Source organism: Rhizobium sp. CBN3, from assembly GCF_030518245.1.
Taxonomy (GTDB): domain Bacteria; phylum Pseudomonadota; class Alphaproteobacteria; order Rhizobiales; family Rhizobiaceae; genus Rhizobium; species Rhizobium aethiopicum_A.
The window spans coordinates 168,315-184,636 of sequence record NZ_JAULSE010000009.1 but is presented as its reverse complement, the minus strand read 5'-3'; the positions used below and the strand labels follow the sequence as shown (position 1 = coordinate 184,636).

13 protein-coding genes are annotated in these 16,322 nt (G+C 63.9%); 9 read left to right on the top strand and 4 right to left on the bottom strand.

The features are described from left to right. The first annotated feature begins 158 nt into the window (after positions 1 to 158). From QWJ46_RS15870 to QWJ46_RS15855, 4 genes are all read left to right on the top strand, one after another. Complete coding sequence (locus QWJ46_RS15870) at positions 159 to 1,094, top strand: histone deacetylase family protein (protein ID WP_302752054.1); 936 nt, start codon at positions 159 to 161, stop codon at positions 1,092 to 1,094. A 2-nt stretch (positions 1,095 to 1,096) separates the two neighbouring features. Then, positions 1,097 to 1,348 carry an exodeoxyribonuclease VII small subunit gene (locus QWJ46_RS15865; RefSeq protein ID WP_184458252.1) on the top strand — a complete coding sequence of 84 codons (252 nt, stop codon included), beginning with the start codon at positions 1,097 to 1,099 and terminating at the stop codon, positions 1,346 to 1,348. An 87-nt stretch (positions 1,349 to 1,435) separates the two neighbouring features. Next, positions 1,436 to 2,203: an SDR family NAD(P)-dependent oxidoreductase gene (locus QWJ46_RS15860; RefSeq protein ID WP_302752053.1), complete on the top strand. Its 768-nt coding sequence runs from the start codon at positions 1,436 to 1,438 to the stop codon at positions 2,201 to 2,203. Between the two features lie 89 nt (positions 2,204 to 2,292). Then, on the top strand, positions 2,293 to 3,216 hold the full coding sequence (locus QWJ46_RS15855) for a pirin family protein (protein ID WP_302752052.1): 924 nt from the start codon (positions 2,293 to 2,295) through the stop codon (positions 3,214 to 3,216). 33 nt (positions 3,217 to 3,249) lie between these two features. Here QWJ46_RS15855 and QWJ46_RS15850 read toward each other — a convergent pair whose 3' ends face one another. Further along, on the bottom strand, positions 3,250 to 5,226 hold the full coding sequence (locus QWJ46_RS15850) for a phospholipase D-like domain-containing protein (RefSeq protein ID WP_302752051.1): 1,977 nt from the start codon (positions 5,224 to 5,226) through the stop codon (positions 3,250 to 3,252). 263 nt (positions 5,227 to 5,489) lie between these two features. On the opposite strand from QWJ46_RS15850, the gene dxs reads away from it, so the two are divergent. Continuing rightward, positions 5,490 to 7,406, top strand: coding sequence for a 1-deoxy-D-xylulose-5-phosphate synthase (dxs, locus tag QWJ46_RS15845; RefSeq protein ID WP_302752050.1), 1,917 nt, complete (start codon positions 5,490 to 5,492; stop codon positions 7,404 to 7,406). A gap of 233 nt (positions 7,407 to 7,639) precedes the next feature. Here the strand turns inward: dxs and QWJ46_RS15840 are convergent, their stop codons facing one another. Continuing rightward, entirely contained in the window at positions 7,640 to 9,583 is a 1,944-nt protein-coding gene (locus QWJ46_RS15840) for a methyl-accepting chemotaxis protein (RefSeq protein ID WP_302752049.1), read from the bottom strand. A 265-nt stretch (positions 9,584 to 9,848) separates the two neighbouring features. Here QWJ46_RS15840 and QWJ46_RS15835 point away from each other — a divergent pair, with 265 nt between their 5' ends. Both QWJ46_RS15835 and QWJ46_RS15830 read left to right on the top strand, forming a co-directional pair. Then, positions 9,849 to 10,595 (top strand): TlyA family RNA methyltransferase, encoded by a 747-nt coding sequence (locus tag QWJ46_RS15835; protein ID WP_302752099.1) that lies wholly within the window; start codon positions 9,849 to 9,851, stop codon positions 10,593 to 10,595. Then, on the top strand, positions 10,592 to 11,842 hold the full coding sequence (locus QWJ46_RS15830) for a class I SAM-dependent RNA methyltransferase (protein WP_302752048.1): 1,251 nt from the start codon (positions 10,592 to 10,594) through the stop codon (positions 11,840 to 11,842). Before QWJ46_RS15835 ends, QWJ46_RS15830 begins: the two co-directional genes overlap by 4 nt. 16 nt (positions 11,843 to 11,858) lie before the next feature. On the opposite strand, the gene QWJ46_RS15825 is transcribed toward QWJ46_RS15830, so the two are convergent. Together QWJ46_RS15825 and QWJ46_RS15820 are read right to left on the bottom strand one after the other, a co-directional pair. After that, positions 11,859 to 12,611, bottom strand: coding sequence for a crotonase/enoyl-CoA hydratase family protein (locus tag QWJ46_RS15825; RefSeq protein ID WP_184458239.1), 753 nt, complete (start codon positions 12,609 to 12,611; stop codon positions 11,859 to 11,861). 10 nt (positions 12,612 to 12,621) lie between these two features. Continuing rightward, positions 12,622 to 14,397: an acyl-CoA dehydrogenase gene (locus QWJ46_RS15820; protein ID WP_302752047.1), complete on the bottom strand. Its 1,776-nt coding sequence runs from the start codon at positions 14,395 to 14,397 to the stop codon at positions 12,622 to 12,624. 207 nt (positions 14,398 to 14,604) lie between these two features. Between QWJ46_RS15820 and QWJ46_RS15815 the strand changes: the two genes are divergently transcribed. Together QWJ46_RS15815 and QWJ46_RS15810 are read left to right on the top strand one after the other, a co-directional pair. Then, positions 14,605 to 15,600 carry a transporter gene (locus QWJ46_RS15815; protein ID WP_302752046.1) on the top strand — a complete coding sequence of 332 codons (996 nt, stop codon included), beginning with the start codon at positions 14,605 to 14,607 and terminating at the stop codon, positions 15,598 to 15,600. Positions 15,601 to 15,972: 372 nt separating this feature from the next. After that, positions 15,973 to 16,236: a DUF982 domain-containing protein gene (locus QWJ46_RS15810; RefSeq protein ID WP_064694035.1), complete on the top strand. Its 264-nt coding sequence runs from the start codon at positions 15,973 to 15,975 to the stop codon at positions 16,234 to 16,236. Positions 16,237 to 16,322 lie beyond the last annotated feature (86 nt).

The window sequence follows — 16,322 nt, the reverse complement described above, 5'->3', positions numbered from 1 at the left end:
GAAGGCGTGCCGGTGCGACGATGCGACCGGTGCAAACATTGGGCTGAACGGTTCGCATCCCAGAGCGTGCGAAACCGCCGCGGGAGCACTTGTTGAAATCGGCGGGCAATGCCCCATCTGCTGTGGAACATGACGCAAGCGGCCGATAGAGTGTCTCCATGAGCACCCGTCTTTATGAACACCCGATCTTCCTGGAACATGTGACGCCCGCCGGCCACCCCGAGCGATCGGACCGGATCCGCGCCATCAATGTCGCGCTGGAACATCCGAATTTCGAACGGCTGCAGCGCCGGCAGGCGCCTGAGGCGAGCGAGGATGCGGTGCTGCTGGCGCATCCGGAGGAGCATCTTGCCGCCGTCATGCGGGAGATTCCTGAGGAAGAGGATCGGATCAACCAGCTCGAAGCCGACACCTATGCCAGCGTCAAAAGCCTGCAGGCGGCGCTGACCGGCATCGGCGGGGCAATGGCGGCCGTGGACGACGTCTTTTCCGGCCAGGCCGACAATGTCTTCGTCGCCGCGCGTCCGCCCGGACACCATGCCGAGAAGATGACGGCGATGGGCTTCTGTTTCTTCAACAATGCGGCGATTGCCGCTCGTCATGCGCAGAAGAGGCATGGCGCCGAACGTGTCGCCATCGTCGATTGGGACGTGCATCACGGCAACGGCACCCAGGATATCTTCTGGGACGATCCCTCGGTGCTGTTCTGCTCGACGCATCAGATGCCGCTCTACCCCGGCACCGGCGCCAAGGAGGAGAAGGGCAAGCACAATACCATCGTCAATGCGCCGCTTTCGCCGAATGTCGGCAGCGACCATTTCCGCGAGGCGTTCAAATCGCGGGTGCTGCCGGCGCTCGACGATTTTCGGCCGGACCTGATCATCATCTCTGCCGGCTTCGACGCGCATCACCGCGATCCGCTGGCGCAGATCAACCTGACCGGCGAGGATTTCGACTGGGCGACCGGCCGCGTCCTCGAACTGGCGGACCGGCACGCGAAGAACCGGGTCGTCAGCCTGCTCGAAGGCGGCTATGATCTCGAAGGGCTGGCCGAATCGGCGGGCATGCATATTCTGAGAATGATGAAGGGTTGAGAATGACTGACAGCGCCAAGCCGGAAGTGTCCGGTCTTTCCTTCGAAAAGGCGGTCGCCGAACTCGAAAGCATCGTCGCCCGGCTGGAACGCGGCGACGTGGCGCTGGATGAATCCATCGAGATCTATGAGCGCGGCGAAGCGCTGAAGAAACATTGCGAGACGCTGCTTTCGGCGGCCGAGAACCGCATCGAGAAGATCAGGCTCGACCGCGCCGGCAAGCCGCAGGGCGTCGAGCCGCTCGACGGCGTCTGAGCCTGCCGAACGCTGCATTTGAAGACGCTTGGCGATCGGCTTTGGGTCGATCTATGATCCCCTTCCGGAACCATCAGGGGACAAACAATGACGGACAGATTGAAGGGCAAGGTCGCCATCATCTCGGGCGGCGCGACCGGCATGGGGGGTGCTGCCTCGACGCTGTTTGCGGCCGAAGGCGCGCGCGTGGCGATCATCGACCGCAATGGCCACGCCGCCGCCGAGACCGTGAAGCAGATCCGTGATACCGGCGGCGAGGCCGACTGCTGGACGGCCGATGTCTCGGACGAAGCCGCCGTCAATGCTGCCGTCGCCGGCGTCGAGGAACGCTACGGCGCGGTTACCGTGCTCTTCAACCATGCCGGCACCATCGTCATCAAGCCTTTCCTGGAGACGACGCTTCAGGAATGGGACTGGCTGCACGCCGTCAATGTGCGTTCGATGTTCCTGATGACCAAGGCCGTGCTGCCGAAGATGATCGCCGCCGGCGGCGGATCGATCGTCTGCACCTCGTCGATCTCGGCGGTCGCCGCCACCCCGATGGAAGTGCTCTACGACACCACCAAGGGCGCGGTGCACATGTTTGCCCGCGCCATCGCGGTGGAGTTCCGCGACCGCAACATCCGCTGCAACGCCGTCTGCCCCGGTTTCATCCGCACGCCGCACGGGCTGCGCGAGGTCGCCGACCTGCAGGCGCTCGGCGTCGATGTTTCGGATGCCGCGATCGCCGCGCAGCAGGGACGGATCGGCGAACCGGAAGACGTGGCGCGGGCCGCCCTTTATCTCGCCAGCGATGAATCGAGCTTCGTCAATGGCGCTCATCTCTTCGTCGATAACGGCTTCACCGCGATCTGACATCATGGAGCCTCTTCGGCACATCCTGTTGGACGCGCGGCGCTGCAGGGACTATCTGTGGTCGATGTCCCTGCAAGCGGAGATCCCTCATGTCCTTCTTTCCCGGTAAAGATCCCCTGCCCGGCGATGCCTTCGCCTGCGATGCGATCGAGAACCTGATCATTCCGCGCAGCAGCGATATCGGCGGCTTCCAGGTGCGGCGCGCGCTGCCGACGCGGCAGCGGCGGCTGGTCGGGCCGTTCATCTTCTTCGACCGCATGGGACCGGCGATCCTGAAGCCCAACGAGGCGCTCGACGTCAAGCCGCATCCGCATATCGGTCTTTCCACCGTCACCTATCTGTTCGACGGCGAGATCCGCCATCGCGACAGCCTCGGCACGGAAAAGGTCATCCGTCCGGGCGACATCAACCTGATGACCGCGGGCCGCGGCATCGTGCATTCCGAGCGTACGCCGGACAATCTGCGCGGCCATCCGTTGCTGATGTCCGGGCTGCAGACCTGGCTGGCGCTGCCCGACGACAAGGAGGAGATCGATCCCTCCTTCGCCCATACGGAAAAGACCGACATGCCGCTGATCGAGACATCAGGGGTGCGCGGCCGGGTCGTCATCGGTTCGTTCGAAGGCATGACATCGCCGGTCGGCACGTTCTCCGACACGCTTTATGTCGATCTCAACCTGCAGCCCGGCGCTCGCTTTCCCTTCGGCGCCGGTCACGAGGAGCGCGCCGTCTACGTGCTGTCGGGCGAGGTCGTCATCGCAGGCGATCGCTTCGCCGCCGATCAGCTGCTGGTCTTCCGGCCGGGCGATGCGATCACGCTGGAAGCCGGCGGCGACGGCTGTCATCTGATGCTCTTCGGCGGCGCGGCGCTGAATTCGAAACGCTATATCTGGTGGAATTTCGTCTCCTCCTCGAAGGAGCGGATCGAGAAGGCCAAGGAGGAATGGCGCAGCGGCCGCTTCGATATCGTGCCGGGTGACGAGGAGGAATTCGTACCTCTGCCGGAGGGCTGACGGCGGCGATGCGCCGCCGGCAACTTGCGACAATCAACCCGCCGCGAAATAGCGCGTCAGCGCTCCCTTCGTGCGGTTGACATAGCCGTCCTGCCAGCTGTCGTCGACGTTGAGAAAACCCGACCAGCCCTTCTTGCCCTGGCGCTTCAGCTCCGCCTCGACCGCACGGAAGCGGTAGTGATCGTAGACGTCGAGGATATGCACCGCATAGGCTTCGGCAAGCGCGCGGTTGCCTTTGACGATCAGCATGTTCTCGTCATTGGCGTAAGAGGCCTTGAAGCCGAGATTGTGGCTGCCGAGGACGACGACGCAGTCGTCCGACAAGGGATCGATCACCAGCACCTTGTCGTGAATGATGGCGCCGACCTTCTTGGCCGTCAGTTCCTCGGCGCCGAAATCCGCCAGCAGCTGGCGGTCGTCGATGCGCGAGGCGCGGACGATCGAGACATTGGCCTCGTCGAACGTATGCGGCGAGACGGCGTCGACATCGTCGTCCTCGTCATCGGGATCGTTCTTCTTGCCGGCGACGTAATTGGGCATGGCCTGCGGGCTTGAAACGGCACCGGTCACGATCAGCTTCTGATCCTTGAGGCCTATGTCGATCGCCTCGCCGACGATGCAATCCCTGCCCGACTGGCCGGGATAGAAGGCGAGGAACAGCACGGCGTGCTCGGCGCGGCGCATCAGCCGGTAGACTTCACGCAAGTCGGGTGGCGTCGCCTTGCCCTTCTTGCGGCTCTGCATGTTCGGCGAAAACCATGCTTCGATCGAAGCGCCATTGCCGGTCGGGATGAGCGAAGGCGTTTCGTTCGAATGCCGGAACGCCTTGCTCTGCTGGTTGTCGGGCATGCCGTCGTCGAATTCGACAGGCGCTTCCAGCGTCGCATTGTCTTCCAGCATCCGCTCCCAATAAGAAACATAGGCCGCGGCGACCGCATCGTTCCTGACGATCAGCGCATTGTTAGACTGGCCGGCAAGGCCCGTCGCCGTCCAGTTGGTGCTGCCGGTGAAGACGCTGCGATCGCCACCATCCGGCGGGATGTGGACGACGAATTTGTTGTGGCCGATCTGGCTCGAATTGTTGAACATGCGGTGGTGAATCTCGACACCGGCCTCGATCAGCGCCGTGCGTGCGTGGGCATTGCGCACATCCCAATCATCTCCGACCTTTCCCGTATTGGCGAGGATGATGCGCAGCTTGTCCTTGTTGGCAAGCAACAGGTCGAGCAGTTCCAGGTCCTCCAGCTCATAGAGGGCGACCAGGAAGCGGCCGGGCGCATTCATGAAGTCCCTGAGCATCGGGATAACATCGCCGGCAAGATATTTTCGGATGCCGTTTTCCGGATTGGAGATCATGTCGATCAGCTCGTTCGGCTGCTTCACACCATCTTCCAGCAGAACGTTTCGCAGCCATTGCGCGGCGAGAATGCCGTTGGTGAAGCTGGACTCGAACTGGCCGCGCTTGCGCGTCACATGGACCGGATTGGAGGCGACGGCCGGCCCGAGATAGCCGAGCGGCCGCGGCGGCCCTTCATAGGCCTTGACCGCGATTTTCTCAAAGCTGCCGTTCTTCTCGATCGGCTTGCCTTTTTCGTCCCGCTTGTTGATCTCGACCATCTGAGGCGTCGGATCGGGCGCGGCCTGCATGCCCGGCTTCAGGTCGCCGAGCGGGCGGATTTCATAGCGCACGCGGACCTCGTCCGGCCGTCGTCTCATTTCGTTGCGCCGCTTGCGCAGCGTCAGATCGCGCCAGGAGAGCTTCTGCACCGGCCAGAGCGAGGTGGTTTGCGGCAGCCAGTGGGGGTTGCGCTGCCCCTTGAAGGCGACCCAGGCGGCGCAGGTCACACGGTCCTCGCTGCCATCAAGCTTTTTCGCTACGTTTCCCTGCTCGTCGAGATAGACGCGGACGACTTCGAACCCGAGGCATCCCTCGATCTTGGCATCGATCTCCCAGGCCACATAGGCGACCTCGTTGTTCACATAGGCATGCGCTGCAACAATCGTTCCCATGACCCGTCTCCCCAGTGAGCACGGCAACAGTGCTACCATCCCGTGTCATATTCAAGCTGCTCGCCGGCTTTCCGCGCTCCGATCGGCGAGGTAAATCAGGCAAATGCAACTCACAGAAATAGAAAGTGATATCTTCCGAAACCGCTCACACTTTTTTCCGCCATGCTCTAAGGTGAAAACCTTCGGTTCCTGAAATGCACTTGTTTTGCCCCGATCTAATCGAATAAAGCGAAACGAGGAAAAGCAAGAAAGAGCGCCCGCCCGTGACACAACTGCCGAAGACCCCCCTGCTCGACCAGGTCGTCTATCCCGCCGACCTGCGCAAGCTCGAGGATCGCGAGCTGCCGCAGCTTGCCCGCGAGGTCCGGGACGAAATGATCGATGCGGTGTCGCGCACCGGCGGTCATCTCGGCGCCGGCCTCGGCGTGGTCGAGCTGACGATCGCCATCCACAGCGTCTTCGATACGCCCAACGACCGGCTGATCTTCGATGTCGGCCACCAGTGCTATCCGCACAAGATCCTCACCGGCCGGCGCGACCGGATCCGCACGCTGCGCCAGGAAAACGGGCTGTCCGGCTTCACCCGTCGGGCCGAAAGCGAATATGATCCCTTCGGGGCGGCGCATTCCTCGACCTCGATCTCGGCCGGCCTCGGCATGGCGATCGCCGCCGATCTCGAGAAGACCGATCGCCGCGTCATCGCCGTCATCGGCGACGGGGCGATGTCGGCCGGCATGGCCTATGAGGCGCTGAACAATGCCGGCGCCCTCGATGCCCGCCTCATCGTCATCCTCAACGACAACGACATGTCGATCGCGCCGCCGACAGGGGCGATGAGCGCCTATCTCGCCCGCCTCGCCTCCGGCCGCACCTATATGGGCTTCCGCGACTTCGGCAAAAAACTGACGGCCTATCTCGGCAAGAACATCGATCGGGCGATCACCCGCGCCGTCGAGCATGCCCGCGGTTACGTCACCGGCGGCACGATGTTCGAGGAGATGGGCTTCTATCATATCGGGCCGATCGACGGCCATTCCTTCGACCACCTGCTGCCCGTCCTGCGCAATGTGCGCGACAATGGCCGGGGCCCGGTGCTGATCCATGTCGTCACCCAGAAGGGCAAGGGCTATCCGCCGGCGGAAGCCGCGGCCGACAAATATCACGGCGTCAACAAGTTCGACGTCATCACCGGCGCCCAGGCACGGGTCAAACCGAATGCGCCGAGCTATACCAGCGTCTTTGCCGAAGCGCTGGTGCAGGAAGCCGCTCTCGACGACAAAATCGTCGGCATCACCGCCGCCATGCCGAACGGCACCGGCCTCGACAAGCTCGCCGAAGCCTTTCCGTCGCGCTGTTTCGACGTCGGCATTGCCGAGCAGCATGCCGTGACCTTCGCCGCCGGCCTGGCTGCGGAAGGCTATAAGCCATTCGCCGCCCTCTATTCCACCTTCCTGCAGCGCGCCTATGACCAGGTCGTGCACGATGTGGCGATCCAGGGCCTGCCGGTGCGTTTCCCGATCGACCGCGCCGGCTTCGTCGGCGCCGACGGGCCGACCCATGCCGGCTCCTTCGACACCGCCTTCCTCGCCACCTTGCCCGGCTTCGTGGTGATGGCGGCGGCCGATGAGGCCGAACTCAAGCACATGGTGCGCACGGCAGCCGCGTATGATGCCGGCCCGATCTCCTTCCGCTATCCCCGCGGCGAAGGTGTCGGCGTCGACATGCCGGCACGCGGCGAAATCCTGCAGATCGGCAAGGGCCGCATCGTCAAGGAAGGCACCAAGGTGGCGCTGCTCTCCTTCGGCACCCGGCTGGCCGACTGTCTGCTTGCCAGCGAGGATCTCGAGGCTGCCGGCCTGTCGACGACGGTCGCCGATGCGCGCTTCGCCAAGCCGCTGGACCACGAGCTGATCCGCCAGCTTGCCCGCCACCACGAGATGCTGATCACCGTCGAAGAAGGCTCGGTCGGCGGCTTCGGCAGCCAGGTGATGCAGTACCTTTCGAGCGAAGGCCTGCTCGACAACGGGCTGAAGATCCGCTCGCTTGTCATGCCGGATATCTGGATGGAACAGGCCAGGCCCGAAGCGATGAATGCCCATGCGGGGCTCGATCGCGTAGGGATTGTTTCGACGGTGTTCCGGGCGCTCGGGCGTGGGGTTGCGGTTGGCGTTGCGGGGTAGGTGAATTGTGGGGGTGTGCCGTGTGGCCCCCTCATCCGCCCTACGGGCACCTTCTCCCCGCTGGGGAGAAGAGGGAATCGACACGTCACCGCGAATCTCTTCTCCCCTCGGGGAGAAGGTGCCGGCAGGCGGATGAGGGGGCCGCGGGCCGCACCATGACCATCTCATCATTGAAAAAAGGCGGCACCACTGCGCCGCCTTCTTCCTTTAGCCTGTCTCCGAAAGCGCCGCTCTCAGAACTCCGTCCAATCCTCCTGAACCGCAGCCGCCGCACTTGCCTGTTTGCCGCCAAAGGCCTTGCTGACCTTGCTGGCGAGGGCGCGGGCCGGTGAGGCGACGGGGCGGGAGGCGGGCGTTGCGGCTGAAGTCTTCTGGGCCGGAGCGGCAAGCTCGGTTCCGAGCTTGAACTGGCGCAGCAACTCGTCCAAGGCGCTGGCTTCCTGGGCGAGCGCGTGGCTTGCGGCGGTCTGCTGCTCGACCATGGCGGCATTCTGCTGCGTGCCCTGATCCATGTTGTTGACGGCGGTGTTGATCTCCTGCAGGCCGATCGACTGTTCACGCGTGGCGGTGACGATCGCGTTGACGTTGCGGTTGATCTCCTGCACCTCGGCGACGATCGCCTCCAGCGCCTTGCCGGTTTCGCCGACCAGCGACACGCCGGTCTGGACATGCGTGCCGGAATTGGTGATCAGGTCCTTGATTTCCTTCGCAGCCTTGGCGGAACGCTGCGCCAGTTCGCGCACTTCCTGGGCGACGACGGCAAAACCCTTGCCGGCCTCACCGGCGCGTGCCGCCTCGACGCCGGCATTCAGCGCCAAGAGGTTGGTCTGGAAGGCGATATCGTCGATGACACCGATGATGTTGGAGATTTCGCCCGAGGACTTTTCGATCTGCTGCATGGCCGAGACCGCCCTGCGGACGACATCGCCGGATTTTTCGGCGCCGAGGCGGGTGCGCTCGACGAGATTGCCGACATCCTCGGCGCGCTTGGCGCTATCGCGCACCGTCGTCGTCACCTGCTCGAGGGCTGCGGCGGTTTCTTCGACGGCGGCGGCCTGCTGCTCGGTGCGATGGGCAAGATCGTCGGCGGCCGAGCGGATCTCGCCGGCGCCGGCATTGATCGCCGAGGCGTTGCGGCCGACCGACTGGAGTGCCGCCTGCAGCTTTTCCACGGCATGGTTGAAGTCGTTGCGCAGGCTGTCATATTGCGGCGCGAAGGGCGCCTGGATGCGGGCGGCGACATCACCGACGGCAAGGCCGGCAAGGCCACCGGCCAAAGCGTCGACGGCGTAGCGGAGCTCGCCTTCTTCGCGCGCCTTCTGCTCATCGCTTGCCTGGCGCTGGCGCTCGGCCTCATCACGCATGCGGTCGGTTTCACCGGCAAGGCGCAGCTTCTCGATCGCCGCCTGCTTGAAGACCAGAACCGACTGGGCCATGCGGCCGATTTCGTCGCCGCGTTCGACAGCCGGGACCTCGATGTCGTTCTGACCGCCGGCGAGACGATCCATGGCGGCGGTCATGCCAACGACCGGGCGGACGATGGTGCGCGACATCAGCCAGGCGAGAAGGGCGGCGGCAAGCGAGGCGACAATACCACCAGCAAGCAGTGTCGTCGCCAGATCGCTGTTGGCATCGGCGCGGATCGCGGCAAGCGCGTTCGACTTTTCGCGGGCGGTGGCCTTGATCTTGGCGGACGCCTGGCGGAAACCGTCGAGCTGACCCTTGGTGGCGTTGACGCCGATCTTGACGACCTCTTCGATCGGCATGTCGGTTTCCTTGCGCGCCTTGGTCTGCGGTTCGGCAAGTTCATGGAAATAGAGGTCGGCGGCCTTCTGCATGCCGTCGATCATCTCGACCAGCTGCGGCTCGCCTGATGCCGTCTGCTTGGCGGCGGCGATCGCCTTCAGCATGCGCTCGCGGTTGGCGAAGACATCGCCATAGGTGCTGTCGCTGCGGAAGAGGATGAAGCCGCGCAGGTTGACCGCCTGCTCGAGCATGGCCTGCAGCGCATCGTCGATCTGATTGACGAGCAGCTCCGATTTTTCCTGCTCGGCGGAGGCGGCCGCCGACGCAGTCGCCTTCGAATAGACGAAAGCCGAAACGGACACGAAGATCAGAATGAGGGCTGCGAACGTGGCCGCAAGCTTCCCGTTCAAGGATATGTTTTTAGCAGACATTGGTGAGTTCTCCTGGCGACAGTCGACGCGGCGAGAGACGGCCGCGCGCAAGGCGCAACCGCAGAGACTTGGAATCGGAAACATGATCGGCGAAAGACGCCTGCGCCTTCATGGCGCCAAGCGGTTCGGACCAACCGCTGCAATCGTACCGACCCTATGCGGGCAGACTTTAAATTTGCTTAAATTGCGCATCTCAGGAATTGCCCTGCAATCCGCTGGGAATAAAATGCTTGCAACCGACGGCTTTGCCGGTCATTCACAGCCGATGTCCGATCAAAACAGCCAACGCCTCGATCAGCTTCTCGTCTCCCGCGGCCTCTTTGCCAGCCGCTCGCGGGCGCGCGACGCCGTGCAGCGCGGCACGGTCAGGATCGGCGGCCAGCTCGTCACAAAGGCCGGCGCGCTCTTCGGCGACGATGCCGAGATCGAGATCGATGATCCGGCACAGGCTTACGTCTCGCGCGCCGCACTGAAACTCACCGCCGCTCTCGACCATTTCCGCCTCGATCCGGCCGGCCATCACTGTCTCGATATCGGCGCTTCCACCGGCGGCTTCACCGAGGTGCTGCTGCAGCGGGGTGCTGCGCATGTCACGGCAATCGATGTCGGCCATGGGCAGATGCATCCGCGGATCTCGGCCGATCCGCGGGTGACGAACCGGGAGGGCGTCAACGCCCGCAGTCTCAGCGCCGACGATATCGGCGAGCCCGCCACCTTCATCGTCTCCGATGTCTCGTTCATCTCGCTGAAGCTGGCGCTGGCTCCGGCGCTCGATCTCGCCGCGCCGGGTGCCTTCGCCGTGCTCCTGGTCAAGCCGCAGTTCGAGGCCGGGCGCGAGGCGATCGGCAAGGGCGGGCTTTTGAAGGATCCCTCGTCTGCTCCGGCCGTCGCATCCGAGCTGGAGCGCTGGTTCACCGAGGACATGGGCTGGAAAAGCCTCGGCCTCATTCCCTCCCCGATATCAGGCGGCGACGGCAATCGGGAATATCTTCTGGCAGGATTGAAAGCGTGAGCACCGAAACCGTCACGATCGAGAAACTCGGCGCCCTGGGCGACGGCATTGCAAGCGACGCTGGCGGGCCTGTCTACGTGCCCTTTTCCCTGCCCGGGGAAACAGTGGCGATCGCCCGCGTCAAAAGCCATGGCACGATCATGTCGATCGCAGCGCCTTCACGCGACCGTCAGGAGCCGCCCTGCCGGCATTTCGGCCCGGACGGCGTCAACGGCACCTGCGGCGGCTGCACGCTGCAGCACCTGGCCGATGGTCCTTATCGCGCCTTCAAGCGCCAGCTGGTCATCGATGCGCTGAAGTCCAAGGGCTTGACGCCTGACGTCGGCGAGATCGTCCCGGCTCACCCGGGTGAGCGCCGGCGCGTGGTGTTTGCGGCGCGCAAGACCGAGAAGGACATGGTGATCGGTTTCAACCAAGCCGAAAGCCACCATATCGTCGCCATCGAGGAATGTCCGATCTCGTCGCCGGGCATCGTCGCCCGGCTGCCGGCGATCAAGGCGATCGCCGCATCGCTGGCGACCAGTGCCGAAGCCTTCCGGATCGCCGTGCTCGAAACGCTCTCCGGCCTCGATCTGGCGGTCGACGAGATCAAGAAGCTCTCCGATCCGCAGCGGCGCAAGGCGATCGAGACCGTGCTGGCCTTGCGCGGCATCGCCCGCGTGACGGTGAATGGCGAAATCCTGGTCGAGCCGTCGAAGCCGCTCCTCGATTTCGGCGGTGTCTCGGTTTCGCCGCCGTCCGGCGGCTTTGCCCAGGCAACCAAGCCGGCCGAAGAGGCGATGGCGGAGCTGGTGCTTGCCCATGCCGGCAAGGCCAAGCGGATCGCCGATCTCTTTGCCGGCGCCGGCACGTTTTCACTCAGGCTGGCGCGGATCGGCCGCGTCCATGCCGTCGAAGCCGAGGCAAATGCGCTCGCCGCCCTTGACCAGGCCGCCCGCAAAACCCAGGGGCTGAAGCCGGTGACGATCGAGAAGCGCGATCTCTTCCGCCGTCCGCTGATGACGCAGGAATTCAAGCCCTATGACGCCGTCGTCTTCGATCCGCCACGCGCCGGCGCGGAGTTCCAGTGCAAGGAGCTCGCCCGTTCGGCGGTCAAAAAGATCGCGGCCGTCAGCTGCAATCCGCTGACGCTGGCGCGCGATCTCGCCATCCTCGTCGAGGGCGGCTACCGCATCACCGGCGTGACGCCAATCGACCAGTTCCTGTGGACCTCGCATGTCGAGGTGGTGGCGACGCTGGAGAAATAGCGCCGCCATATTCGCCTCAGCGGCGCATGAAAGCTTCGAAGGCGGCCCGCGCCTCTGCACTTTTCAGCCGGGCGGAGAAATGGCGAGCCTCTTCGTCGATGCGGGCGATGATTTCCTCGCGCGGGCCGCGGATAAGATCGCGCGCAATACGCAGCGCCTCGGGCGGCTTGGCGGCAAGCTTTGCGGCAGCCGCCAGTGCCTGTCTTTCAACCTCTTCCGGCGTCGTCACCTTCCAGACAAGACCGGCTTCCCTTGCGTCCTCGGCGCTAAAGGCCTCTCCGGCCGCGAACATGGCAAAAGCTCGCTGGTGGCCCATGACGCGCGGACCGATGAGGCTGGACGCCGCTTCCGGCACCAGCGCCAGATCGACGAAGGGCGTGCGGAACTGGCTGCGGTCGGAGGCGATCGTCAGGTCGCAATGCAGGTTGAGCGTCGTGCCGATGCCGATCGCCAGGCCGTCTACCCCGGAGACCAGCGGTTTTTCGGCTCTGACGAGCGCGTAGAGAAAATCGATCAGTTCCTCTCCCATGCCGCCGCCCATGGCAACGGCCAGAAAATCGCCGATGTCGTTGCCGGCCGAAAAGCTGCCCTCGGTGCCGAGGAACACCGTCACCCTGATATTCGCGTTCGCATTGGCGGCATTCAGCGCTTCGGTCATGGTGCGGTACATCGCCCGCGTAAAAGCATTCTTCTTCTCCGGCCGGTTGAAGCGGATGAGCTGGACGCCCGGATGGGCGGAAGGCTGTTCGACGATGATGTGATCGGTCATGGAGGTTTCCTCAGACAAGCAGAATGCGGGCGGCGGCAAGGCTTGCCGCGCCGTTGACGACCCGGTCGCGCAGGGCTGCGGTCTCGGCAAGCAGGTTTTCGGCGGCGAAGCGGCAGAGCGCGATGCGGCCCTCGGCTTTGCCGTCGCCGCTCTCGGCCAAGCCACCCTTGGCAAGATAACAGCCGGTGAGCACCAGCCCGAACAGGCGCTGATAGGGTGTAGCGCCGGCGAGCGCTTCACCAGCCCTGTCGTCCGCCAGCGCCTTCAGCAGCCAGCTCGTCGCCTGTTCAAGGTCGGCGATGGCTGCATCGAGCCGCGCGGCCGTTTCGCCGAAACCGTCGAGATTGGAGCGGCGGACGCCGTCGGCGATCTCCTGCAATTCGACGATAAAACCTTTCACCTGATCGCCGCCGGAAAGCGGCAGCTTGCGGGTGACGAGGTCGATCGCCTGGATGCCGTTGGTGCCCTCGTAGATCGGCGCGATACGGGCATCGCGGAGATACCGGGCCGCCCCCGTCTCCTCGATGAAACCCATGCCGCCATGCACCTGGATGCCGAGCGAGGCGACCTCGACGCCGGCATCGGTCGAAAAGGACTTGGCGATCGGCGTCAAAAGGGCGGCGCGCTCCTGCCAATGGCGGCCATCACCTGCCCGGCGGGACATGTCGATCGCGTGGGCGCAGGCATAGGAGATGGCGCGCGAGCCCTGGGTCAGCGCCTTCATGGTCAGAAGCATGCGGGCGACATCAGGATGTTCAACGATCGGGCTCATGGCGGCGCCGGTCGAGCCAGGGGCCTTGCCCTGCGTGCGCTCGCCGGCATAGGCGAGCGCCTTCTGGGTGGCGGCCTCGCATATGGCCACACCCTGCATGCCGACCGCCAGACGGGCATTGTTCATCATCGTGAACATGCAGGCGAGCCCCTTGTTCTCCTCACCGACCAGCCAGCCGATCGCCCCCTTTTCGTCACCGAACCGGCCGTCGCCATAGATCATCGTGCAGGTCGGCGAACCATGGATGCCGAGCTTGTGCTCCAGCGAGTGGCAGAAGAGATCGTTGCGGGGGCCAAGCGAGCCGTCGTCGTTCACCAGGAATTTCGGCACCAGGAAGAGCGAAATGCCGCGCGTGCCGGCCGGCGCATCCGGCAGCCGCGCCAGCACCAGATGGATGATGTTGTCGGCGGCGTCATGTTCGCCCCAGGTGATGAAGATCTTCTGACCGGATATGCGATAGCTGCCGTCGGGCCTGCGTTCGGCGCGGGCTTTCAGGACGCCGAGATCGGATCCGGCATGCGGTTCCGTCAGGTTCATGGTGCCGGTCCATTCGCCCGACACCATCTTTTGCAGATATTTCTCCTTGAGTGCCGCGCTGCCATGAGTGCTGACCGCTTCGATCGCGCCCATGGTCAGCGTTGGCGCCAGCGCGAAAGCCATGGACCCGGAATTCCACATTTCGAGCGCCGCGACATTCAGCATGTCGGGCAGCGCCTGGCCGCCGAAAGCCTCCGGCGCCGTCAGGCCGTTCCAGCCGCCGGCGATCCAGTTGCGGTAGAGATCACGCCAGCCATCCGGCAGCCGCACCTCGCCATCGACGAGGCGGGCGCCCTGACGGTCGCCGATCTCGGCGAGAGGTGCCACTTCCTCTGTGGCAAAACGTCCCGCCTCGGCCAGGATGGCGTCGACGAGATCCTCGCCGAGATCGCCGAAAAGACCGTTCGACATCGCCTCGCCCATGCCGGCTACATGCTTCAATGTGAACGCGATTTCCTCAACGGGCGCCTTGTACATGCTTCCTCCTCCGTCGGGTGTCTGCACCTCATGCAAAGCCCTCCCCGGAAAGGGCTAGTTGATTTTTACGTAAACGTCAATTTTGATTCATGTGCCCCGATGCGATAATTCCACCCCGGCATGGCGCTTTCTTCTTGCACAGCGGCGCCCATGGACGGCATGGAGAACTGAAGACAACATATCGCCCTCGCAAAGGATCGGCGACCAATGGATACATTGCCCGTCAACATACCCGGTTTCGTCTGGGCCTATCGTTTCTCGCCGGACGAAAAAACGGCGGTGCGGCTGACCAACACCGCGACGGTGGCGGATCTGACCGCCGAGAACTGTTTCTACTGGCTGCATCTCAACCTCGTCGACGCCCGTGTGCGGGCCCTGCTCGAGACGCTCGACGGGCTGACGGAGGAGGCGAAATCGGCATTGACGACGCATGACACGCACGCGGCGCTGACCGTCGACGAGCAGATGCTCTACGGCACGCTCGTCGATTGCCAGCGTGATTTCGACCAGGACACCAACAATCTCGGCTGGCTGCATTTCGCCATGTCGGACCGCTTCATCGTCACCACAAGGCTGCAGCCGCTGCGCAGCGTCGAACGGGCGCGCACGCTAATCGAGAAGAATCCGGGCAAATTCTCGCGGCCGGTCGATCTCTTCGAGCTGCTGGTGATCGAATTCCAGCGCACACTGATCGCGATCGTCATCGAGCTTACCGAGGAGCTGAACCAGATCGAGGATATCGTCTACGACAACGCCCCGCGCGACGAGCGCCGGCGGCTGGCGCCGGTCCGGCAAACCGTGGTGCGGCTGCACCGGCATCTGCGCACGGTGCTGGCGCTGATGCGCCGAGCGGCGGCGGCCGATGACGATGAAATGCCCTTCGGCTTCGACGATGTGGCCCGGCGGCTGACGAGCCGGCTGGAAACGGTCGACCACGATGTCTACGCCCTGCAGGACCGGGCCCGCCTGCTGCACGAAGAAATCGATTCGAAACAATCCTCCGAGACCAACCGCCATCTCTATCTGCTGTCGATCATGACCGCCTTCCTGCTGCCGCCGACGCTGGTGACGGGTTTCTTCGGCATGAACACCGCCAACCTTCCCTTCGCCGTCGGCGATTACGGCACGGAATACGCCGTCATTCTGATCATCGCCTCGATCGCCTTCGCCTGGTGGCTGCTGCGGCGGGTGGATATTCTTTGAGGGTGAAAGCTCCGGCGTGACTCTCGGAGTGCGAGCGCGCTCCTATTCCATCAAACGTCGCGGTACTTGCCACAGAGCTCACCCGACGCTCCGTCATCCCAGGGCTTGACCTGGTCAAGCCCTGGGATGACGGAGTGTGGGTTAACGTTCTTGCCAAATTCGCCGCCGACGCAGCGGATGGCGCGGCGTTGCGCCTATCGCATCATGCGGGACGCGGCCACCGTCAGCATTGCGACGCTTCGGCCATCTAATTTCTGGCCTCGGCGATGGCGGGCAATCTCAGCGATCGATGCGCGGAGTTCATGCCACCACCCCGCCCGGAACGGTTCTTGCACGGTTACTAATATGTTCACCGTGGGAAGGCCTAATGTCATGAAGTGGCACACACCTGGAGAATTCAGCCCTCTGATGCTCGTTGTGGACGGGCCGGAAAAATACAAACTTGTCGCGAGCCTTTGGGATGCGGCGCAGCTGCTAACGGCTTGCTGGCCACTCGACGACGGCGAAGAATATCTGACCGCGGTGAAGGCTTGCCGAGATGCCATCCACGGGGACCTTCCGGCTGAGGACGCGCGAGAAGCGCTGATCAGTGCTGCCAAGGAAGCCGGCATTCCGGTGATTACCGTCGTTCACTGAGTTCGCAGCCGACTATGAAATGGGTTCACGGGCTCCTTCATGCCACCGCTATCGCTCCGCTCCCCACGTTTGGCCGGTCCCCTCTC

Coding starts and splice junctions, on each gene's coding strand:
- QWJ46_RS15870 (WP_302752054.1), top strand. CDS start 159: ATGAGCACCCGTCTTTATGAACACCCGATCTTCCTGGAACATGTGACG.
- QWJ46_RS15865 (WP_184458252.1), top strand. CDS start 1,097: ATGACTGACAGCGCCAAGCCGGAAGTGTCCGGTCTTTCCTTCGAAAAG.
- QWJ46_RS15860 (WP_302752053.1), top strand. CDS start 1,436: ATGACGGACAGATTGAAGGGCAAGGTCGCCATCATCTCGGGCGGCGCG.
- QWJ46_RS15855 (WP_302752052.1), top strand. CDS start 2,293: ATGTCCTTCTTTCCCGGTAAAGATCCCCTGCCCGGCGATGCCTTCGCC.
- QWJ46_RS15850 (WP_302752051.1), bottom strand. CDS start 5,226: ATGGGAACGATTGTTGCAGCGCATGCCTATGTGAACAACGAGGTCGCC.
- QWJ46_RS15840 (WP_302752049.1), bottom strand. CDS start 9,583: ATGTCTGCTAAAAACATATCCTTGAACGGGAAGCTTGCGGCCACGTTC.
- QWJ46_RS15835 (WP_302752099.1), top strand. CDS start 9,849: ATGTCCGATCAAAACAGCCAACGCCTCGATCAGCTTCTCGTCTCCCGC.
- QWJ46_RS15825 (WP_184458239.1), bottom strand. CDS start 12,611: ATGACCGATCACATCATCGTCGAACAGCCTTCCGCCCATCCGGGCGTC.
- QWJ46_RS15820 (WP_302752047.1), bottom strand. CDS start 14,397: ATGTACAAGGCGCCCGTTGAGGAAATCGCGTTCACATTGAAGCATGTA.
- QWJ46_RS15815 (WP_302752046.1), top strand. CDS start 14,605: ATGGATACATTGCCCGTCAACATACCCGGTTTCGTCTGGGCCTATCGT.
- QWJ46_RS15810 (WP_064694035.1), top strand. CDS start 15,973: ATGAAGTGGCACACACCTGGAGAATTCAGCCCTCTGATGCTCGTTGTG.